This is a genomic window from Deltaproteobacteria bacterium (genome assembly GCA_016178705.1).
Classification (GTDB): Bacteria; Desulfobacterota; Binatia; order HRBIN30; family JACQVA1; genus JACOST01.
Genome location: JACOST010000031.1, coordinates 112,426 through 127,331 on the forward strand (window position 1 = coordinate 112,426; position 14,906 = coordinate 127,331).

General features: G+C 63.1%; 13 protein-coding genes. 11 read left to right on the top strand and 2 right to left on the bottom strand.

Going from position 1 to position 14,906, the window contains the following annotated elements; all coding sequences use genetic code 11:
• The first annotated feature begins 125 nt into the window (after nucleotides 1–125).
• Nucleotides 126–323, top strand: a complete 198-nt coding sequence (locus tag HYR72_23635; protein MBI1817982.1) for a hypothetical protein — start codon at nucleotides 126–128, stop codon at nucleotides 321–323.
• 43 nt (nucleotides 324–366) lie between these two features.
• Here HYR72_23635 and HYR72_23640 read toward each other — a convergent pair whose 3' ends face one another.
• Nucleotides 367–729 carry a cupredoxin domain-containing protein gene (locus HYR72_23640; GenBank protein ID MBI1817983.1) on the bottom strand — a complete coding sequence of 121 codons (363 nt, stop codon included), beginning with the start codon at nucleotides 727–729 and terminating at the stop codon, nucleotides 367–369.
• Nucleotides 730–821: 92 nt separating this feature from the next.
• Here HYR72_23640 and uvrB point away from each other — a divergent pair, with 92 nt between their 5' ends.
• The gene (gene uvrB / locus HYR72_23645) at nucleotides 822–2,879 is read left to right on the top strand and encodes an excinuclease ABC subunit UvrB (protein MBI1817984.1); all 2,058 of its coding nucleotides are present in this window, start codon (nucleotides 822–824) and stop codon (nucleotides 2,877–2,879) included.
• Here uvrB and HYR72_23650 read toward each other — a convergent pair.
• Nucleotides 2,841–3,272, bottom strand: a complete 432-nt coding sequence (locus HYR72_23650) for a response regulator (protein ID MBI1817985.1) — start codon at nucleotides 3,270–3,272, stop codon at nucleotides 2,841–2,843. The genes uvrB and HYR72_23650 overlap by 39 nt on opposite strands.
• A gap of 349 nt (nucleotides 3,273–3,621) precedes the next feature.
• Here HYR72_23650 and uvrC point away from each other — a divergent pair, with 349 nt between their 5' ends.
• The 9 genes from uvrC to lipA all read left to right on the top strand — a co-directional run bounded on the left by uvrC (nucleotide 3,622) and on the right by lipA (nucleotide 14,887).
• On the top strand, nucleotides 3,622–5,496 hold the full coding sequence (gene uvrC / locus HYR72_23655) for an excinuclease ABC subunit UvrC (protein MBI1817986.1): 1,875 nt from the start codon (nucleotides 3,622–3,624) through the stop codon (nucleotides 5,494–5,496).
• Nucleotides 5,497–5,537: 41 nt separating this feature from the next.
• Complete coding sequence (locus tag HYR72_23660) at nucleotides 5,538–8,003, top strand: DNA internalization-related competence protein ComEC/Rec2 (GenBank protein ID MBI1817987.1); 2,466 nt, start codon at nucleotides 5,538–5,540, stop codon at nucleotides 8,001–8,003.
• Nucleotides 8,004–8,081: 78 nt separating this feature from the next.
• Nucleotides 8,082–9,275 (top strand): Coenzyme F420 hydrogenase/dehydrogenase, beta subunit C-terminal domain, encoded by a 1,194-nt coding sequence (locus tag HYR72_23665; protein ID MBI1817988.1) that lies wholly within the window; start codon nucleotides 8,082–8,084, stop codon nucleotides 9,273–9,275.
• Between the two features lie 51 nt (nucleotides 9,276–9,326).
• Nucleotides 9,327–10,451 carry a response regulator gene (locus HYR72_23670; protein ID MBI1817989.1) on the top strand — a complete coding sequence of 375 codons (1,125 nt, stop codon included), beginning with the start codon at nucleotides 9,327–9,329 and terminating at the stop codon, nucleotides 10,449–10,451.
• A 502-nt stretch (nucleotides 10,452–10,953) separates the two neighbouring features.
• The gene (gene vanZ, locus HYR72_23675; protein ID MBI1817990.1) at nucleotides 10,954–11,472 is read left to right on the top strand and encodes a VanZ family protein; all 519 of its coding nucleotides are present in this window, start codon (nucleotides 10,954–10,956) and stop codon (nucleotides 11,470–11,472) included.
• Nucleotides 11,473–11,520: 48 nt separating this feature from the next.
• Nucleotides 11,521–12,174, top strand: a complete 654-nt coding sequence (locus HYR72_23680) for a ribonuclease HII (protein MBI1817991.1) — start codon at nucleotides 11,521–11,523, stop codon at nucleotides 12,172–12,174.
• Between the two features lie 50 nt (nucleotides 12,175–12,224).
• Nucleotides 12,225–13,367, top strand: a complete 1,143-nt coding sequence (locus HYR72_23685; GenBank protein MBI1817992.1) for a 2-oxo acid dehydrogenase subunit E2 — start codon at nucleotides 12,225–12,227, stop codon at nucleotides 13,365–13,367.
• A gap of 3 nt (nucleotides 13,368–13,370) precedes the next feature.
• On the top strand, nucleotides 13,371–14,018 hold the full coding sequence (lipB, locus tag HYR72_23690; GenBank protein ID MBI1817993.1) for a lipoyl(octanoyl) transferase LipB: 648 nt from the start codon (nucleotides 13,371–13,373) through the stop codon (nucleotides 14,016–14,018).
• A complete protein-coding gene (gene lipA / locus HYR72_23695; protein ID MBI1817994.1) occupies nucleotides 14,015–14,887 on the top strand; it encodes a lipoyl synthase in 873 nt (290 codons plus the stop codon). The genes lipB and lipA overlap by 4 nt, the downstream gene beginning before the upstream one ends.
• Nucleotides 14,888–14,906 lie beyond the last annotated feature (19 nt).

Genomic DNA, 14,906 nt, shown 5'->3' on the forward strand with positions numbered 1-14,906 from the left:
CAACTTGCCCGCGGTCTCGCTACCACGTGCGCAACGGAGGTGCGCACGTCGTCCGTAATCTGTGGCACGCCGACTGCAGTTTCAATTTCGCAGCGTGGACAGATGTTCAGGATAGGAGGCTCGTCATGATCGCAACCGGAATCGGAACACTCATGTGGGCGAAGCCGCTCACCGAACTCGCTTTCGGGTATGGAGATGCCGGCACGGTCGGAATGGTGCTGGGTTTCGGTCTCTTGGTGTCGTTGCTGGGGTTGATTCTGAACAGTGAGCGAGCGACACCCAGGCCGGAGTTGGTCACCACACGGCCGGCGTTGCAGCACTGAGCGTCTGGGAGTGCGGCGGGGGCTCGGCCCCCGCCAGCGCTCACTATGGTAACACGACGAGCTGCCCGCCAACGTGCGCGGGATGGAGTTGGCAAGTGATCGGGAAGATGCCTTCCTTGTCGGCAGTGAACTCGACGGTCTTCGGTTCGCCGCGGGTGACGACTTCTTCGACATTGACGGCTGCGATCTTGTACCCGTGCTGATTGGGGTCGGCCTTCACGTTGTTGATCAGTTTCAGTTTCACTTTGTCGCCCTTGTGCACGACCAAAGTCGAGGGTAGCCACAACTTGGAGCCCTCGTATTCGATGTTGACGATGGTGAAGGATTGCTCTTCCGCACGCACAGTGCCGACCGTCGCCAGCGTTGAAGCAGCGGCCATTGCCGCCACTGCGATCCACTTCCGCATAAGTCACCTCCCTGACGCCTAAGTAAGATGGATCGCATCTCGCCACAAGCGGCGGATGAATTCAATCGGGCAGCTCTGCTATAGACGATCCCGTGGCACACGAGGGTACCTTTCGCCTGGTGGCGGACTTCACCCCACAAGGCGATCAGCCGCAGGCAATCACCCAGCTCATCGATGGCTTGGCGCGCGGCCTGCGCAGCCAAGTGCTGTTGGGCGTCACCGGCTCCGGCAAAACGTTTACGATGGCGAACGTCATCGCCCGCGTGAACAAGCCGACGCTGGTGATCGCTCCGAACAAGACCTTAGCGGCGCAGCTCTACAGCGAGTTCAAGGGGCTGTTTCCCGAAAACGCCGTGCGCTACTTCGTCAGCTACTACGACTACTACCAGCCCGAAGCGTACGTGCCGAGCACCGACACGTACATTGAGAAGGATTCCTCGATCAACGACGACATCGATAAGATGCGCCACTCCGCCACCAAGGCGTTGCTGGAACGCAACGATGCCCTGATCGTCGCCAGCGTCTCCTGCATCTACGGCTTAGGGTCGCCGGAAGCGTACTTCGAGATGCTGATCTTCCTCGAGCGCGGCGGCACCGTCGACCGCGACGCGCTGCTGCGCAAACTGGTGGACATTCAGTACCAGCGCAACGACTACGACTTCCACCGCGGGACCTTCCGGGTGCGGGGCGACGTGATCGAAGTGTTTCCGGCGTACGAAGAGGCGCGCGCCATACGCATCGAACTGTTCGGCGACACCATCGACGCGCTCGGCGAGATCGACCCACTGCGTGGCCAGGTGCTGCGACGATTGGACAAGGTGGCGATCTATCCCGCCAGCCACTACGTGACGGCTCCGGAGCGAATGGAGAAGGCCGTCGCCGCTATTCGTTCCGAACTGAAGGCGCGCATCGCAGAGTTCCGCGCCGACAACAAGCTGCTGGAAGCGCAGCGACTCGAGCAGCGCACGCTCTACGATCTTGAACTGCTCGCCGAGATGGGCTTCTGCCCGGGGATCGAGAACTACTCGCGCCATCTCACCGGTCGTCAGACGGGCGAACCACCCCCGACGCTGATCAACTACTTTCCGGAGGACTGGTTGCTCATTGTCGACGAGAGTCACGTGACCGTTCCGCAAATCGGCGGCATGTATCGTGGCGATCGCGCCCGCAAGGGAACCTTGGTCGATTTCGGCTTCCGCTTGCCCTCCGCGCTCGACAACCGGCCGCTGAATTTCCAGGAGTTCGACGCGCTGATCCGCCAGATCGTCTACGTGTCCGCAACGCCGGGGAACTACGAACTCGAGCAGGCCCGCGGCGTGGTGGTCGAGCAGGTTATCCGGCCCACCGGGCTGACGGATCCGCAGATCAGTGTGCGACCGGCGCGCAACCAGGTCGACGATCTGCTGGAGGCAATCCGCGAGCGCATCGCGCGAAACGAACGCGTGCTGGTTACCACGTTGACCAAGAAGATGGCCGAAGACCTCACCGACTACTTTCAGGAACTTGGCTTGCGAGTGCGCTATCTGCATTCCGATATCGAGACCATCGAGCGCGTCGACATCATCCGCGACCTGCGCAAAGGGGTCTGTGATGTGCTGGTCGGTATCAACTTGCTGCGCGAGGGGCTCGACCTGCCCGAGGTCTCGTTGGTGGCGATCCTCGACGCCGACAAGGAAGGATTTCTCCGCTCGGAGCGTTCGTTGATTCAAACCACCGGCCGCGCGGCGCGCAACGTCAATGGCACCGTGATCATGTATGCGGACCATGTGACCGATTCGATGCGTCGGGCCATCGACGAAACCGATCGCCGGCGGGCCAAGCAAGCTGCATACAACCAGGAACACGGCATCACGCCGTCAACGATCCAAAAGGCGATTGATCCGCGGCTCGTCGAGAGTGCCGAAGCGGACTACGTCGATGTGCCGATTGTCGCCGAAGCCGATGCGGAGTACTTGTCGCTCAAGGAACTTTCCAAACGCATCGCCGCACTCGAAAAGCAGATGCGCCAAGCCGCCGGTGATCTGGAATTCGAACGCGCGGCGGAAGTGCGGGACCAGATTCAGCGCCTGCGCGAGCGCGAGTTGGCGACCCGCGAAGCGCGCGCCGCCAATTCAGGCGGCGTTGCGGACGACGTAGATCCCACCGTCTGAGAGATCGCCGAGCACCCGCAACAGTTCGGGCACCTGAATCGGCTTCTCGAGGAAGGCGAGGGCGCCGCGCTTGTAGCTGCGCAAGCGGTCGATGGTCGAATCGCTTGAAGTCAGGACCACGATCGGTACTTCACTGAGTCGGCGATCGTTGTGCATCGCATCCAACAGTCCGCGTCCGCCCATTCCTGGGAGATTGAGGTCGAGCAATACGAAGCTGAAGGCGGCCGGGTTGTGCGGGTCGGCGTATTGCTGCCGCTGGAGCAACACCAGCGCCTGATCGGCGGTCGGCACCGTGACCAACTGGTTGAGGATGCGAGCGCGCCGCAGAGCGCGCAACGTCAGATCGGCATCGTCGGGGTCGTCCTCAACGAGGAGGATAGGACCGCTGCTCATGGATGGGGGTTGTTGGCCCTTGTGCGTTGCCATAAATGACTCAGCTCCATCAGTCTCTGCGAGCGAAATTGCGCGCGTCACACAGGAAATGTGCTCTGCGAGTTGCGTACCATCTCGCGAGCGAAGCGGCTGGCCGTGTTGTCGGCCGTGTTACGGTCCATGTGCGTATACACGCGCGACGCGGCGAGAGCGTTCCGCGCTGAAACGTCACCGCGGTGACGCTGCCGCGAGGTTCTTTCCCTGCGCGGGCGGTGGGTATAGGCTCCGCCTCCGCGAGTGAGACTATCGGGTGAGCGACTCGGTTGAGCAAACAACCGCCGACAAAGAAGCGGCGGCGGCAGTGGGCGCGCTGCAGCATGAGTGCGAGGAGAAGCTGGCCTCGTTGCCAGCGCAGCCGGGCGTCTATCTGCTCAAGGATAAACACGCCAAGGTCATCTACGTCGGCAAGGCCAAGAACCTCCGCAGTCGCGTCCGCAGCTATTTTCGCGGCGGCGACGAGCGGGTGCAGGTCCGCTTTCTAGTGCAGCGCGTCACCGACTTTGAAACGCTGGTCACCAGCAACGACAAGGAAGCACTGATCCTCGAGAACAATCTCATCAAGCAGTACAAGCCGCGCTACAACATCCGGCTCAAGGACGACAAGTCGTACGTCAGTGTGAAGGTAACCGTTCAGCAGGACTGGCCGCGGATTGTGGTCACACGCAAGATCGTCAAGGACGGAAGCCGCTACTTCGGTCCGTTCTCGTCGGCCTCTGGCGTGCGCGAGACGCTCGATACCATTCGCAAAGTGATCCCGTTGCGCACCTGCAGCGACGGCGTATTTCGCAATCGGTCGCGGCCGTGCTTGGAGTATCAAATCAAGCGCTGCCTCGCTCCATGCTGTCTGCCAGTGGATGCAGACACCTATCAACGTCACCTGCGCGAGGCGATGTTGTTGCTCGAAGGGAAGAATCAACAGTTGGTTCGGCAACTCCGCGATGAGATGAGCGCGGCGGCAAGTGATCTGCGCTTCGAGGACGCCGCCCGCTTGCGTGATCAAATCCGCACGATTGAGAAGACGCAGGAACCGCAGCAGGTCTTATCGCACTGGGGCGGCGATCAGGACATCTTCGGTCTCTACCGGGAAGGCGGGTTCATCGAAGCGCAGGTGCTGTTCATCCGCAGTGGCAAGCTGACCGGCAATCAGGCCTATCATATCGAGGACTACGAGTTCTCGACGGAAGAAGTACTCGAAGATTTGCTGACGCAGTTCTACCAAGGCGATCGCTACCTACCGGATGAGATCCTGTTGCCAGTGGCGATCGAGGACGCGGATACGCGCGCGGAATATCTCAGCGAGCGGCGGGGGCGGCGGGTCGAGTTCTTGTGCCCGCAGCGGGGTGACAAGGTGCGTCTGGTGGCGATGGCGACGGAGAACGCGCGCCAGGGCTTCCGCGCGCGCCAGGATGGCGACTACCAGCGTGAACGCATGCTCGAGGAGTTGCGGACCAAGCTGCACCTGCGCAACGCCCCCAAGCGCATCGAGTGCTTCGACATCTCGAATATACAAGGCACGCTGGCGGTGGGATCGATGGTGACCTTCGATGAGGGCGAGCCCGACAAGAACCGCTATCGCCGCTTTCGTATCCGTACGGTGGAAGGGGCGGACGACTTTCGCATGATGTATGAGGTGCTCACCCGCCGCTATCGCCGCGCCAAGGAGAAGGCGGACTTCCCGGATTTGCTCGTCGTGGATGGTGGGATCGGGCAACTCAACGTCGCTCTGGAAGTGCTCCGTGAACTAGAGATCACGGAAGTGGACGCGGCGGGCTTGGCCAAAATGCGGGTCGAGCGCGACGCCCGCGCGCCGGAGATCGAGCGCAGCGAGGAGCGGGTGTTCCTGCCCGGGCGGAAGAACCCGGTGGTGTTGAGGCGCAATTCGAGCGCGCTGTTCTTGCTCCAACGCGTGCGAGACGAAGCCCATCGCTTCGCCATCACCTATCACCGGGCGCTGCGCCGCAAGGAACGACTGCGGTCGTTGCTCGATGGCATCCCCGGGATTGGTGCGACCCGTCGCAAGCGGTTGCTGCGTCATTTCGGCAGCGTCCGCCGCATGCGCGATGCGACCGCGGCACAACTGGCCGAAGTGTCGGGCATCTCCTCAGCCTTGGCCGAGAGCATCGAACGGGCGCTGGCGGGATCGAATGCGACCGCAACACCCGCGCAATTCGAGAACGAGAACTAGTTGGCTGCGCGGCCTGACGCCGCACGTGGGATAGCGACGGCATGACCACCGAAGCGGGCTCAGCATCGACACAGCGATCTACGCGGGCGGCCGTTCCGCCGCTGGTCGCGGTGGCGCTCGCCTTGATCATTGGACAACTGCTCGTCGGGCGGCAACTCTTGGCGCCGGGGTGGTTGCTGGCGCTCCTGAGCCTCATAGTGATCGCACTGGCGTTGTGGCGCCGCGGACGACTTGCCGCGTTGATGGTCGGAGCATTCGCGTGGGGCAATTGGTCTACGCAAGGGGTGCTCAATCCGTCATTTGATCGCGATCACATCACGCGGTGGTGCGATGGAGTGACGCGGGTGATTGAGGCGCGAGTGAGCGAAGATAGTAGCGCCGGGCCGCAAGGTGGGCGAGTGCGGCTGGACGTAGAGGGCTTGGAGAACGAAGGTGCGATGCGCGCCGTCCACGGTAGCGTGTTGCTGACCGTCCATGATCTCGAACGACACTGGCTCGCGAGCGACCTGGTGCGCGTGCCCGTGCGGCTGCGCCGGCCGCGCAATTTTGGCAATCCGGGCGAGTTCGACTACGAAAGTTACCTGGCAAGGCAGGGAATCTATGTGACCGCGTTCTTGAGTGATGACAGTGCGGTCGAGCTAATCGATCGGCAGCCGTCAGCCGGTTGGCTCACGCGCTGGCGCCGCGGGGTTGGCTCGCTGATTGACGAGCGTCTCGCTGGAGACGATCGTGCGCTGCTGCGCGCCTTGATCATTGGCGACACCGCGGGTTTGTCTCGACCGTTGCAGCAGGAGTTCACGACTGCGGGTGTCAATCACGTTCTGTCGATCTCGGGTTTGCACGTCGGCATGGTGGCGACCGTCGGGTATGTGGTGTGGCGTTGGCTGCTGGCGCGCAGTCGCTGGCTGTTGTTGCGCGCGCACGTACCGAAGCTGGCGGTGGCCGCGTCGGTGATTCCGGTACTGCTCTATGCTGGCATCGCGGGCAGCAGCACAGCGATGCTGCGGTCGCTGATCATGATTCTGGTCTTCCTCGGCGCTGTGCTGGTCGATCGTGAGCGGGACCTGGTTGTGAGCCTGGCAGCGGCCGCGTTGCTCATCGCAGTCCTGTGGCCAGGAGCGCCGCTCGACATCTCTTTTCAGCTCTCGTTCATGGCGGTGCTTAGTTTGGTGCTGGCGCTGGAGCGATTTTGGCCGTGGTGGCGCCAATGGGAGGAACGGCATCTGGTGCGGCTGCGACACGGGCCGATTCGGTTTGCACGGCCGGTCGCCGCCTATTTGGCCGTCTCCGGCGCCGCGTTTGTTGGCACCGCGCCATTGACCGCGTTTCACTTCAATCAGGTGTCCCTGGTCGCCCTATTGGCCAATGCGGTGGTGGTACCGCTGATCGGTACGGCGGCGGTCGCGCTCGGGCTGACGGCGGCGCTCGTGTATCCGTTGTCGCGCGGCTTGGCCGGAGTGCTGGTGTGGTTAGCGTGGCCGTTTCTGTGGCTCGGGCGGCTTGGGGTGTGGGCGTTCGCCGCGATCCCGTACGCAGCGCTGCGCGTGGTGACGCCGACGGTGCTGGAACTGGGCATTGTCTATGGGGCGCTCTTCATCGTCGTACGTGCTCCCGGTCGGTGGCGCCGACTCGGAGTCTGCGCTGTCGCAATCGTCGGGGTGTGCGACGTGTTGTGGTGGTACGGCGCGCGCTATCATCGCACCGATTTGCAGGTCACCTTCCTCAGTGTGGGGCAGGGCGACAGTGCGGTGGTCGAGTGTCCTGGAGCCAGCGTGATGGTGATCGACGGCGGCGGCATGGGCAACGGCTCATTCGATGTCGGCGAACGCGTACTCGCGCCATTCCTGTGGAGTCGCAAAATCGCGCATGTCGACGCGCTGGTGATGAGTCACCCGCAGTGGGACCACTTCGGCGGCCTAACGTTCTTGGCAAGGCATTTCAGCCCGGGCGAATTCTGGTCGACGGGTGAAGTTGCAGCCGGTGGCGTGCGCTTTGCCGAATTGGAGCAGGCGCTGTCGGAGGCAAGTGTCCGCCCGGTGATAGCGGTTCCTGGAATGGAGTGGCCCTGTGGCGATGCGCGAGTTCGCGTGCTGGCTCCTGGGGACGGGGTCGCCTCGACGAATGATCGTTCGCTCGTGGTTCAGCTGCAGCGCGGGCCGACCAGATTGTTGTTTACTGGCGACATCGAGCACGGAGCCGAGGCGGCATTGATTGCGTCAGCCGACGGGCAACTGCAGAGCACCGTGCTGAAGGTTCCGCATCACGGCAGCGCGACGTCGAGTACGCCCGCCTTTGTCGCCGCGGTCGCGCCACGGCTGGCGGTCGTTTCGCTGGGGCTGGACAACCGATTCGGCTTTCCCGCTGTGCGAACTGAGGCGACATATCGCACTGCCGGGGTGCCACTGCTCCGTACCGATCGCGATGGGGCAATCACCGTGCGCGTCGCGGTAAGTGGGGAGATGGTGGCTCGGACGCAGCATTCGGCCGCCACCTCTAACGTACGTTGACAGCATGTGAACCGGGGTCTATGGTTTTTCCTCGGCGGGGCCAAGCGTCCTGCTTTTTTTTCAAGGGCGGCGGCGCGTATGAATCCGAGCTTCAAGCAGATGATGAATGAGGTGGTGGCGTACGGGAGCTGCTGCGAATGTGGCTCGTGCGTACTGGTCTGTCCGCACAATGTCATCGACTACATCGACGGGAAACCGAAACAGGTTGCCAAAGCGACCGCCGCCTTCGACCACTGCGGTATCAGCGAGGGCATCGGTTGCGACGTGTGCGCGCAGGTGTGCCCGCGCTTGGGCGACCGCGAACACCACCTCACCGAGCGGGTCTTTGCCGATGAGTTGGCGGCGCAGGACACCTATTGGGGGGCATTCGGCGCGTACCGGCGCATCGTGGCGGCGCGTTCCAAGGACCCGGAAGTACTGGCGCGTTGCGAAGATGGCGGCGTGGTCACCACACTGCTCGCGTGGCTGCGGCGCAATGAGCGGATCGACGGGGCAATCGTCTCGGCAGTCGACAAGGACAAGCCCTGCCAACCGGTACCGAAGGTGGTCACTAGCGTCGAGGACATCATCGCCAGCGCCAGCTCTTGGTACACATACTGTCCCAACAACCTTGCGCTCGCCGATGCCGAGAAACTGGGTTTGACGAAAGTCGCGTTCGTGGGTGTTCCCTGTCAGATCACCCCGGTGCGCAAGATGCAGGCGACCGACGAATCGTACTTGAATAATGGCCGCAAGAAGGACAAGCACATCGAACGGCAGACCAAGTTTCTGAAGGGGTACGGGGCGCGGGTCGCGTTCAATATAGGCTTGCTGTGTAGCGAAGTGTTCAGCTTCGATGGCTTGATGATCGATACGATTCAAAACCAGATGGGGATCGCCCTCAGCGACATCCGGCAGTTCAACGTGAAGGGCAAAGTGCAGATCTTCAAGCACGACGGCACGCTGGTGGAAATGAATCTGCGCAAGTCGCAAGAGTACGCGCGCCCCGAGTGCCATCACTGTGCGGATTTTTCGGCGGAACTCGCCGACATCTCGTGCGGCGGCGTGGGCGCGAGCAACTGGACGATTACCATCATCCGCAGCCGCACAGGCGAGGAAGTCTTCGATGCGGCGGTGCGCGACGGCGTGCTCGATGTCCAGCCGATCGAACAGTTCGAGAATTCGATGAAGGTGTTGCTGCGGCTCAATCGCAAGCAACGCGAGCGAGTACCCACCCCGCCAGGTCGCGCGGAGACTTTCGTGCGACCTGACGGATTTCGCAACCCTCACTAGGCAGCACAGTTCAACCCTATGGCATCTTCAGCGGCGTCCCAACGTGGCCCGATGGCCAGTCCAACCAAACTCACACAGTTTCCGCCTGAGTACTTTGAGCGACTGATCGAATCGTCACCTGACATCGTGGTGGCCACCGATCGTTCGGGTCTCGTCATGTTCTACAACGACGGAGCGGAGAAGAATCTCGGGTATACGGCAACCGAGATTCTCGGGCAGAATGTGTTGCGGCTCTATCCCTCCTACGAGGAAGCGCATCGCGTGATGATGGCCATGCGCAGCGGCGAGCACGGCGGGCCGGGCAAAGTGAAGAACTTTGAAACCATCTTCGTGAACCGCTGGGGCGAACACCTCCCCGTGGCGATCTCCGGCTCCATCTTGTGTAACGAGGACGGGATCGAAATTGGCTCGATCGGGTTTGCCAAAGACCTCCGTGAGATCCGCCGCAAGGATCGCCTCGCTACACTCGGAGAGGTGACGGTGGCGCTGTGCCACGAGATCAACAGTCCGCTCGAGATCATTCTCAACCAGGCGCAGTTGCTGCGGCGCTTCGTGCGTGAAGTGGCGAACGACGAGCAGGCGGTGGTTGAGGAAGAGCGACTCGAAGCGATTCGCCGTGAGATCGATCAGATCCAGGTCGTGATCAATCGGCTCGTCGAGATGGCCGGCGGCGGCGAGTACGATACGCGCGAGTATCTGGACGGAAAGCAGATGACCGATTTGGGCGCCAAGCCCGCACCGGTGAGCGCGCAGCCCCTTGCCGGCTTGCGTATTCTGGTTGTCGACGACGATCTCGGCGTGTGTCGCTCGTTGCGCGACCTCCTGGTCGCGGAGGGTTGCAACGTGTTCACCGCTAACAACGGGCTCGAGGCGCTCAGCGTCATGGAGAGGGCGCCGGTCGATCTGGTCGTCACTGACGTGGTGATGCCCGACCTCGATGGCTACGATCTATTCATGGAGATCAAGCGGCGCGGGCAGACGCCAGTGATACTGATGACGGGCTACTACTACGATCGCGACCACGTGATTAAGCGCAGCCGCCTCGAAGGGTTGGAGAGCGTTTTGTTCAAGAAGCCAGTTGATCCGGAGCGCCTCAAGGTGGCGATTCTGGAGCGCTGTCGTCCGCAGCAGGTGGTCGCGCAGTCCGTCTCCGCGAAACCCGCTGAGAAGCCGTAGGCTCGGCGGTCGTGGGCCGCGCCGTGGCGGGCGCCGGGGTCTTGGTCGGCGCAGGTCGCACCCGCAGGGTCAGCGGCCCGTTCTCAGTGCTGAGTAGAACTTCCTGTGGGGTGATGCCGGCGACGCGACCGAGCCCGGTCACTTCATCACCGACTCGGTACAACGCACTCACTCCGTTGGGATCTTCGATGGCGGCGTACGCGTTAGCCCCGCCAGAGGCTACCCCCGCGAGACGGAATCGTGGCGGCGACGATGGTGCAGACTGGGTTGCGGCTGTTGGCGGAACCGTCGCCGTCGGCAGGGGCTTGGGCGGCACCGATGGCGGTGGGGCGGGCTGCAGCAGCCACAGCGCGAGCGCTGCGGCCAGTGCGATGCCGAGCACTACGAGCGCGAGTCGAGCCATGAGGGCTGCTCTTAGTGCCTTTGGTGGGAGAAGTCGACTTGCGCGTGTCGTGCACGGCTTGCGGGCGTTGGCGCACGTCAGTACAAGCGCAGCAGTGCGATGAGTGACGAACCGGTTTCCATGCGCGTGCTCAGCGCCGCAGCGCCCGTGTCGCGGCAGCGGCTCTGGCTGACTTTGCTCTGGTACTGGGGCACGGTGGCCGCTTGGATGGCGGTGATCTCGTTGCTGTCGACCGACGCGTTCTCTGCGACGAATACCAACCGCTATATCGATCCCCTCTTGCGCTGGCTGTTTCCGGGATGGGCGACCCCCGACATCTTGGCCGCGCACACGGCGGTGCGCAAAGTCGCACACTTCAGCGAATTCTTCGTGCTCGGCGGGCTGGTGTTCTGGGCTTCACGGCGTGGCCGCGTCGAGCAGTGGCGCGCAGGCTGGATGCTGCAGGCGCTCATCATCGCGGGTGGCTATGCTCTGCTCGACGAAGCGCATCAAGCGTTCGTGCCGAGCCGTACTCCGTCCCTCTCTGATAGCGGCGTCGACTTCTTCGGAGCGGTCGTCAGTCAACTCGCTGTCTACCGTCATCATCGGCGGCTGCGTCGGCGCGGCGTGATCGGCTAGTTGACGACCGTGTGCGCCGGGTCGTATGAAGCGAGCGCGGAGGTGGTGGTGAATCGGCGGCGACAAGCGGCGCGAATGGGCGTGCTCCTACGACCCGAACGTGATCTCTGGCAGCGCGGATATCAGCGCGTCGCGGGGGTGGATGAAGTGGGCGTCGGGCCCCTCGCCGGTCCGGTGGTGGCGGCGGCGGTCGTCTTCCCGGCTACCGCCCGCATTTGCGGCGTTGATGATTCGAAGATCGTTCGCCGGGCGGCGCGCGAACAACTGGTGGAAGCGATCTACGCACAAGCGACCGCGGTGGGAATCGGCGTCGTGAGCGTCAAAGACATCGATCGGCTCAACATCTATCACGCCGCGCTCGAGGCCATGCGGCTTGCGATTCTTGCCCTTAGCGTGGAACCCGATTACCTGCTGGTCGACGCCCGACGCGTTCCGGGAATCGACGTGCCGCAGTTGCCGTTGGTGAAGGGTGATGCGCGCAGCTTCTCCATCGCCGCCGCGTCGATCGTGGCGAAGGTGGCGCGCGATCGCATGATGGTGGAACTCGACGCGAGCTATCCTCACTACGGATTCGCGGTCAACATGGGATACGGCACCAAGGCCCACCTTGAGGCCATTGAGCGCTGCGGCCCGTGCCCCGTGCATCGGCGCTCCTTTGCTCCGGTGCGGCAGCCACGCCTTCCGAGACTTTTTGTGAGCTGATTTGTCCCGTCGCCTTTCGCCGCGTGCCGGCGTAGGTATAATCCCCCCAAATGGCTACCGACATCACCATGCCGAAGCTGACCGACACGATGGCCGAAGGCACCATCGTACGCTGGCTCAAGCACGTCGGTGATCGTGTCGCGGCCGGAGACATCTTAGCCGAGGTTGAAACTGACAAGGCCGACATGGAACTGGAGGCGGAGCACTCCGGTGTTGTGACGGCGATCACCGTCAACGAAGGCGATACGGCTCCCGTCGGTGCAGTGATCGCGGTCCTGGGCGCGGAGAACGAGGGCGTCGCCGCGAGAGACGGCGGAGTGAGTAAGTCGGCGCCCCCGGCAAAGCCAGCCGCGCCCGTACCCCCACCGACTCCGCTGGCTCGACGTGCCGCGCAGGAGCGTAGTGTTGCGGTCCAGGCCATCGCTGGCAGCGGAGGTCACGGGCGCGTCGTCCGGCGTGACGTTGAGCCGATGCCACAAGCGGCACCGACAGTCGTGCCAGCGGCGCCAGCGGGTCGAGTGGCGCTTTCGAAGATGCGCCTCACCATCGCGAAGCGCATGGCCGAGGCGAAACGCGACGTGCCGCACTTTTACCTCACCGGTGAAGTCGAGATGGATGCCGCCATCGCGCTGCGAGCGTCGTTGGAAAAGACCGGGAAGATGCGCGAGCCGGTCACCGTGACTCATCTGCTGATCAAAGCGGTCGCCCTCGCGCTGCAGCGTCATCCGCGGGTCAACGCGGCCTGGGACAACGATGGCCTGCGGTTCTCCGAGGCGGTCAACATTGGAATCGCTACTGCCGTCGACGATGGCTTGCTCGTGCCCGTGTTGAAAGGGTGCGAGCGACTGTCCTTGGAGACGATCGCGGCCGCCGCCCGCGCGCTCAGCGGGAAGGCCCGCGGCGGCCGCTTCTCAGCCGACGAAATGTTGGGTGGTACGTTCACGATCTCCAACCTCGGGATGTTCGACGTCGAAGAGTTTTCCGCCGTGATCAATCCGCCACAGGCCGCGATCTTGGCAGTCGGCACTGTAAAGGAGCGCGCGATTGCGCGCGCTGGCGCGCTGGTTGTCGCCAGAACGATGCGCGTGACGCTCTCCTGCGATCATCGGGTGCTCAACGGCGTTGAGGGCGCGCAGTTTTTGCAAGAGTTGAAGCGGCTACTCGAAAATCCGGTAGCGCTGGTGATGGAGTAGCGGATGACGCTGACCGTGCGGCAACTAGGTCGGATCGACTACGCCGAGGCACTTGCGCTGCAGGAAGAACTCGTCAGCGAGCGGATCGCCGATCGCGTCCCGGATCAGTTGTTACTGCTCGAACACAATCCCGTCTACACCCTCGGACGCGGCGCCGATGCCGCGGACCTGCGCGGTGCGGAGGTGCAGTTCGGTGTGCCGGCGTTCCGCGTCAGTCGTGGCGGTGGCGTTACGTTTCACGGAGCGGGACAGTTGGTGGCGTATCCGATCATCAAATTGACGGGAGTCCGACGCGATGTACGATGGTACCTGCAGCGCCTCGAGGACGTGGTCATTCGAAGTTGCGCGGCGCTGGGCGTAGTCGCCCATCGCCACTCAAGCGGTACGGGCGTATGGGTTGGCGACGCGAAGGTTGCGTCGATCGGTGTCGGCCTGCGGCGCTGGGTCACGCTTCACGGACTTGCTGTGAATGTCTCGACCGATCTTTCGTATTTCCGCGCGATTGTACCCTGTCGTTTGCCTGGCCTACGCGTCACCTCGTTAGCGGAGCTCCTACCGAGTGCCCCCACGGTTGAGCAGGTTGCCACGGTTGTAGCCCGCGAGTTCAGTGACCTGTTCGTGGCGAGCGCGATGGAAGAGGTGGCGGCGTGAGTGTAACCGAGGCATCCGTGGTGCGGCGACGGCATCCCGATTGGATCAAAGTGCGCGCGCCTGGCGGCGAGGTGTTTCACGATACCAAGCGGACCGTGCGCGAACTGCGGCTGCACACCGTCTGCGAAGAGGCGCACTGTCCGAACATCGGCGAGTGCTGGAGCCATCGCACGGCGACCTTCATGCTCATGGGCGACGTTTGCACGCGTAACTGCGGCTTCTGCGCGGTGACGCACGGCCGCCCGACGACGCTCGACCCCGATGAGCCGATGCGCGTCGCTGAAGGGGTCGCGCGGCTCGGTTTGCGGCACGTGGTGGTAACCTCCGTCGATCGCGATGATCTGGTGGACGGCGGCGCAGGGCACTTCGCGGCCACGGTTGGCGCCATCAAGGATCTGGTACCGAGCTGTAAGGTGGAAGTCTTGGTCCCCGACTTCCAGGGGGATCTGGCGGCGGTCGAGACAGTGGTCGACTCACCGATCGACGTGTTCAACCACAACACCGAGACAGTGCCGCGGCTCTACAAGCGCGCACGCGCTGGCGCGCGGTACGAGCGCACGTTGGGCGTATTGCGCCAAGCGCGTGACCGGCGTGCCGATCTGATCACGAAGACAGGACTGATGCTCGGTTTGGGTGAAGAGGGTGCCGAACTGCGGCGTGTCTTTGCCGACCTGCAAGCGGTCGACTGCAACATTCTTACCCTCGGCCAGTATCTACGCCCGACCGCGAGTCACTTGCCGGTCGAACGATATCTGCCGCCCGATGAATTCGTCGCGCTGCGCGCTGAAGCGCTCCAATTCGGCTTCCGGCACGTCGAATCTGGGCCGCTGGTGCGCAGCTCCTATCACGCCTGGGAACACGTCTTGTAGCGCCGACTGGGTGGACACT

What these genes read in the sequence shown, in the direction of transcription:
- HYR72_23635 (MBI1817982.1), top strand. Translation starts at nt 126, where the DNA reads ATGATCGCAACCGGAATCGGAACACTCATGTGGGCGAAGCCGCTCACC.
- HYR72_23640 (MBI1817983.1), bottom strand. Translation starts at nt 729, where the DNA reads ATGCGGAAGTGGATCGCAGTGGCGGCAATGGCCGCTGCTTCAACGCTG.
- HYR72_23650 (MBI1817985.1), bottom strand. Translation starts at nt 3,272, where the DNA reads ATGAGCAGCGGTCCTATCCTCCTCGTTGAGGACGACCCCGACGATGCC.
- HYR72_23660 (MBI1817987.1), top strand. Translation starts at nt 5,538, where the DNA reads ATGACCACCGAAGCGGGCTCAGCATCGACACAGCGATCTACGCGGGCG.
- HYR72_23665 (MBI1817988.1), top strand. Translation starts at nt 8,082, where the DNA reads ATGAATCCGAGCTTCAAGCAGATGATGAATGAGGTGGTGGCGTACGGG.
- HYR72_23670 (MBI1817989.1), top strand. Translation starts at nt 9,327, where the DNA reads ATGGCCAGTCCAACCAAACTCACACAGTTTCCGCCTGAGTACTTTGAG.
- vanZ (MBI1817990.1), top strand. Translation starts at nt 10,954, where the DNA reads ATGAGTGACGAACCGGTTTCCATGCGCGTGCTCAGCGCCGCAGCGCCC.
- HYR72_23685 (MBI1817992.1), top strand. Translation starts at nt 12,225, where the DNA reads ATGGCTACCGACATCACCATGCCGAAGCTGACCGACACGATGGCCGAA.
- lipB (MBI1817993.1), top strand. Translation starts at nt 13,371, where the DNA reads ATGACGCTGACCGTGCGGCAACTAGGTCGGATCGACTACGCCGAGGCA.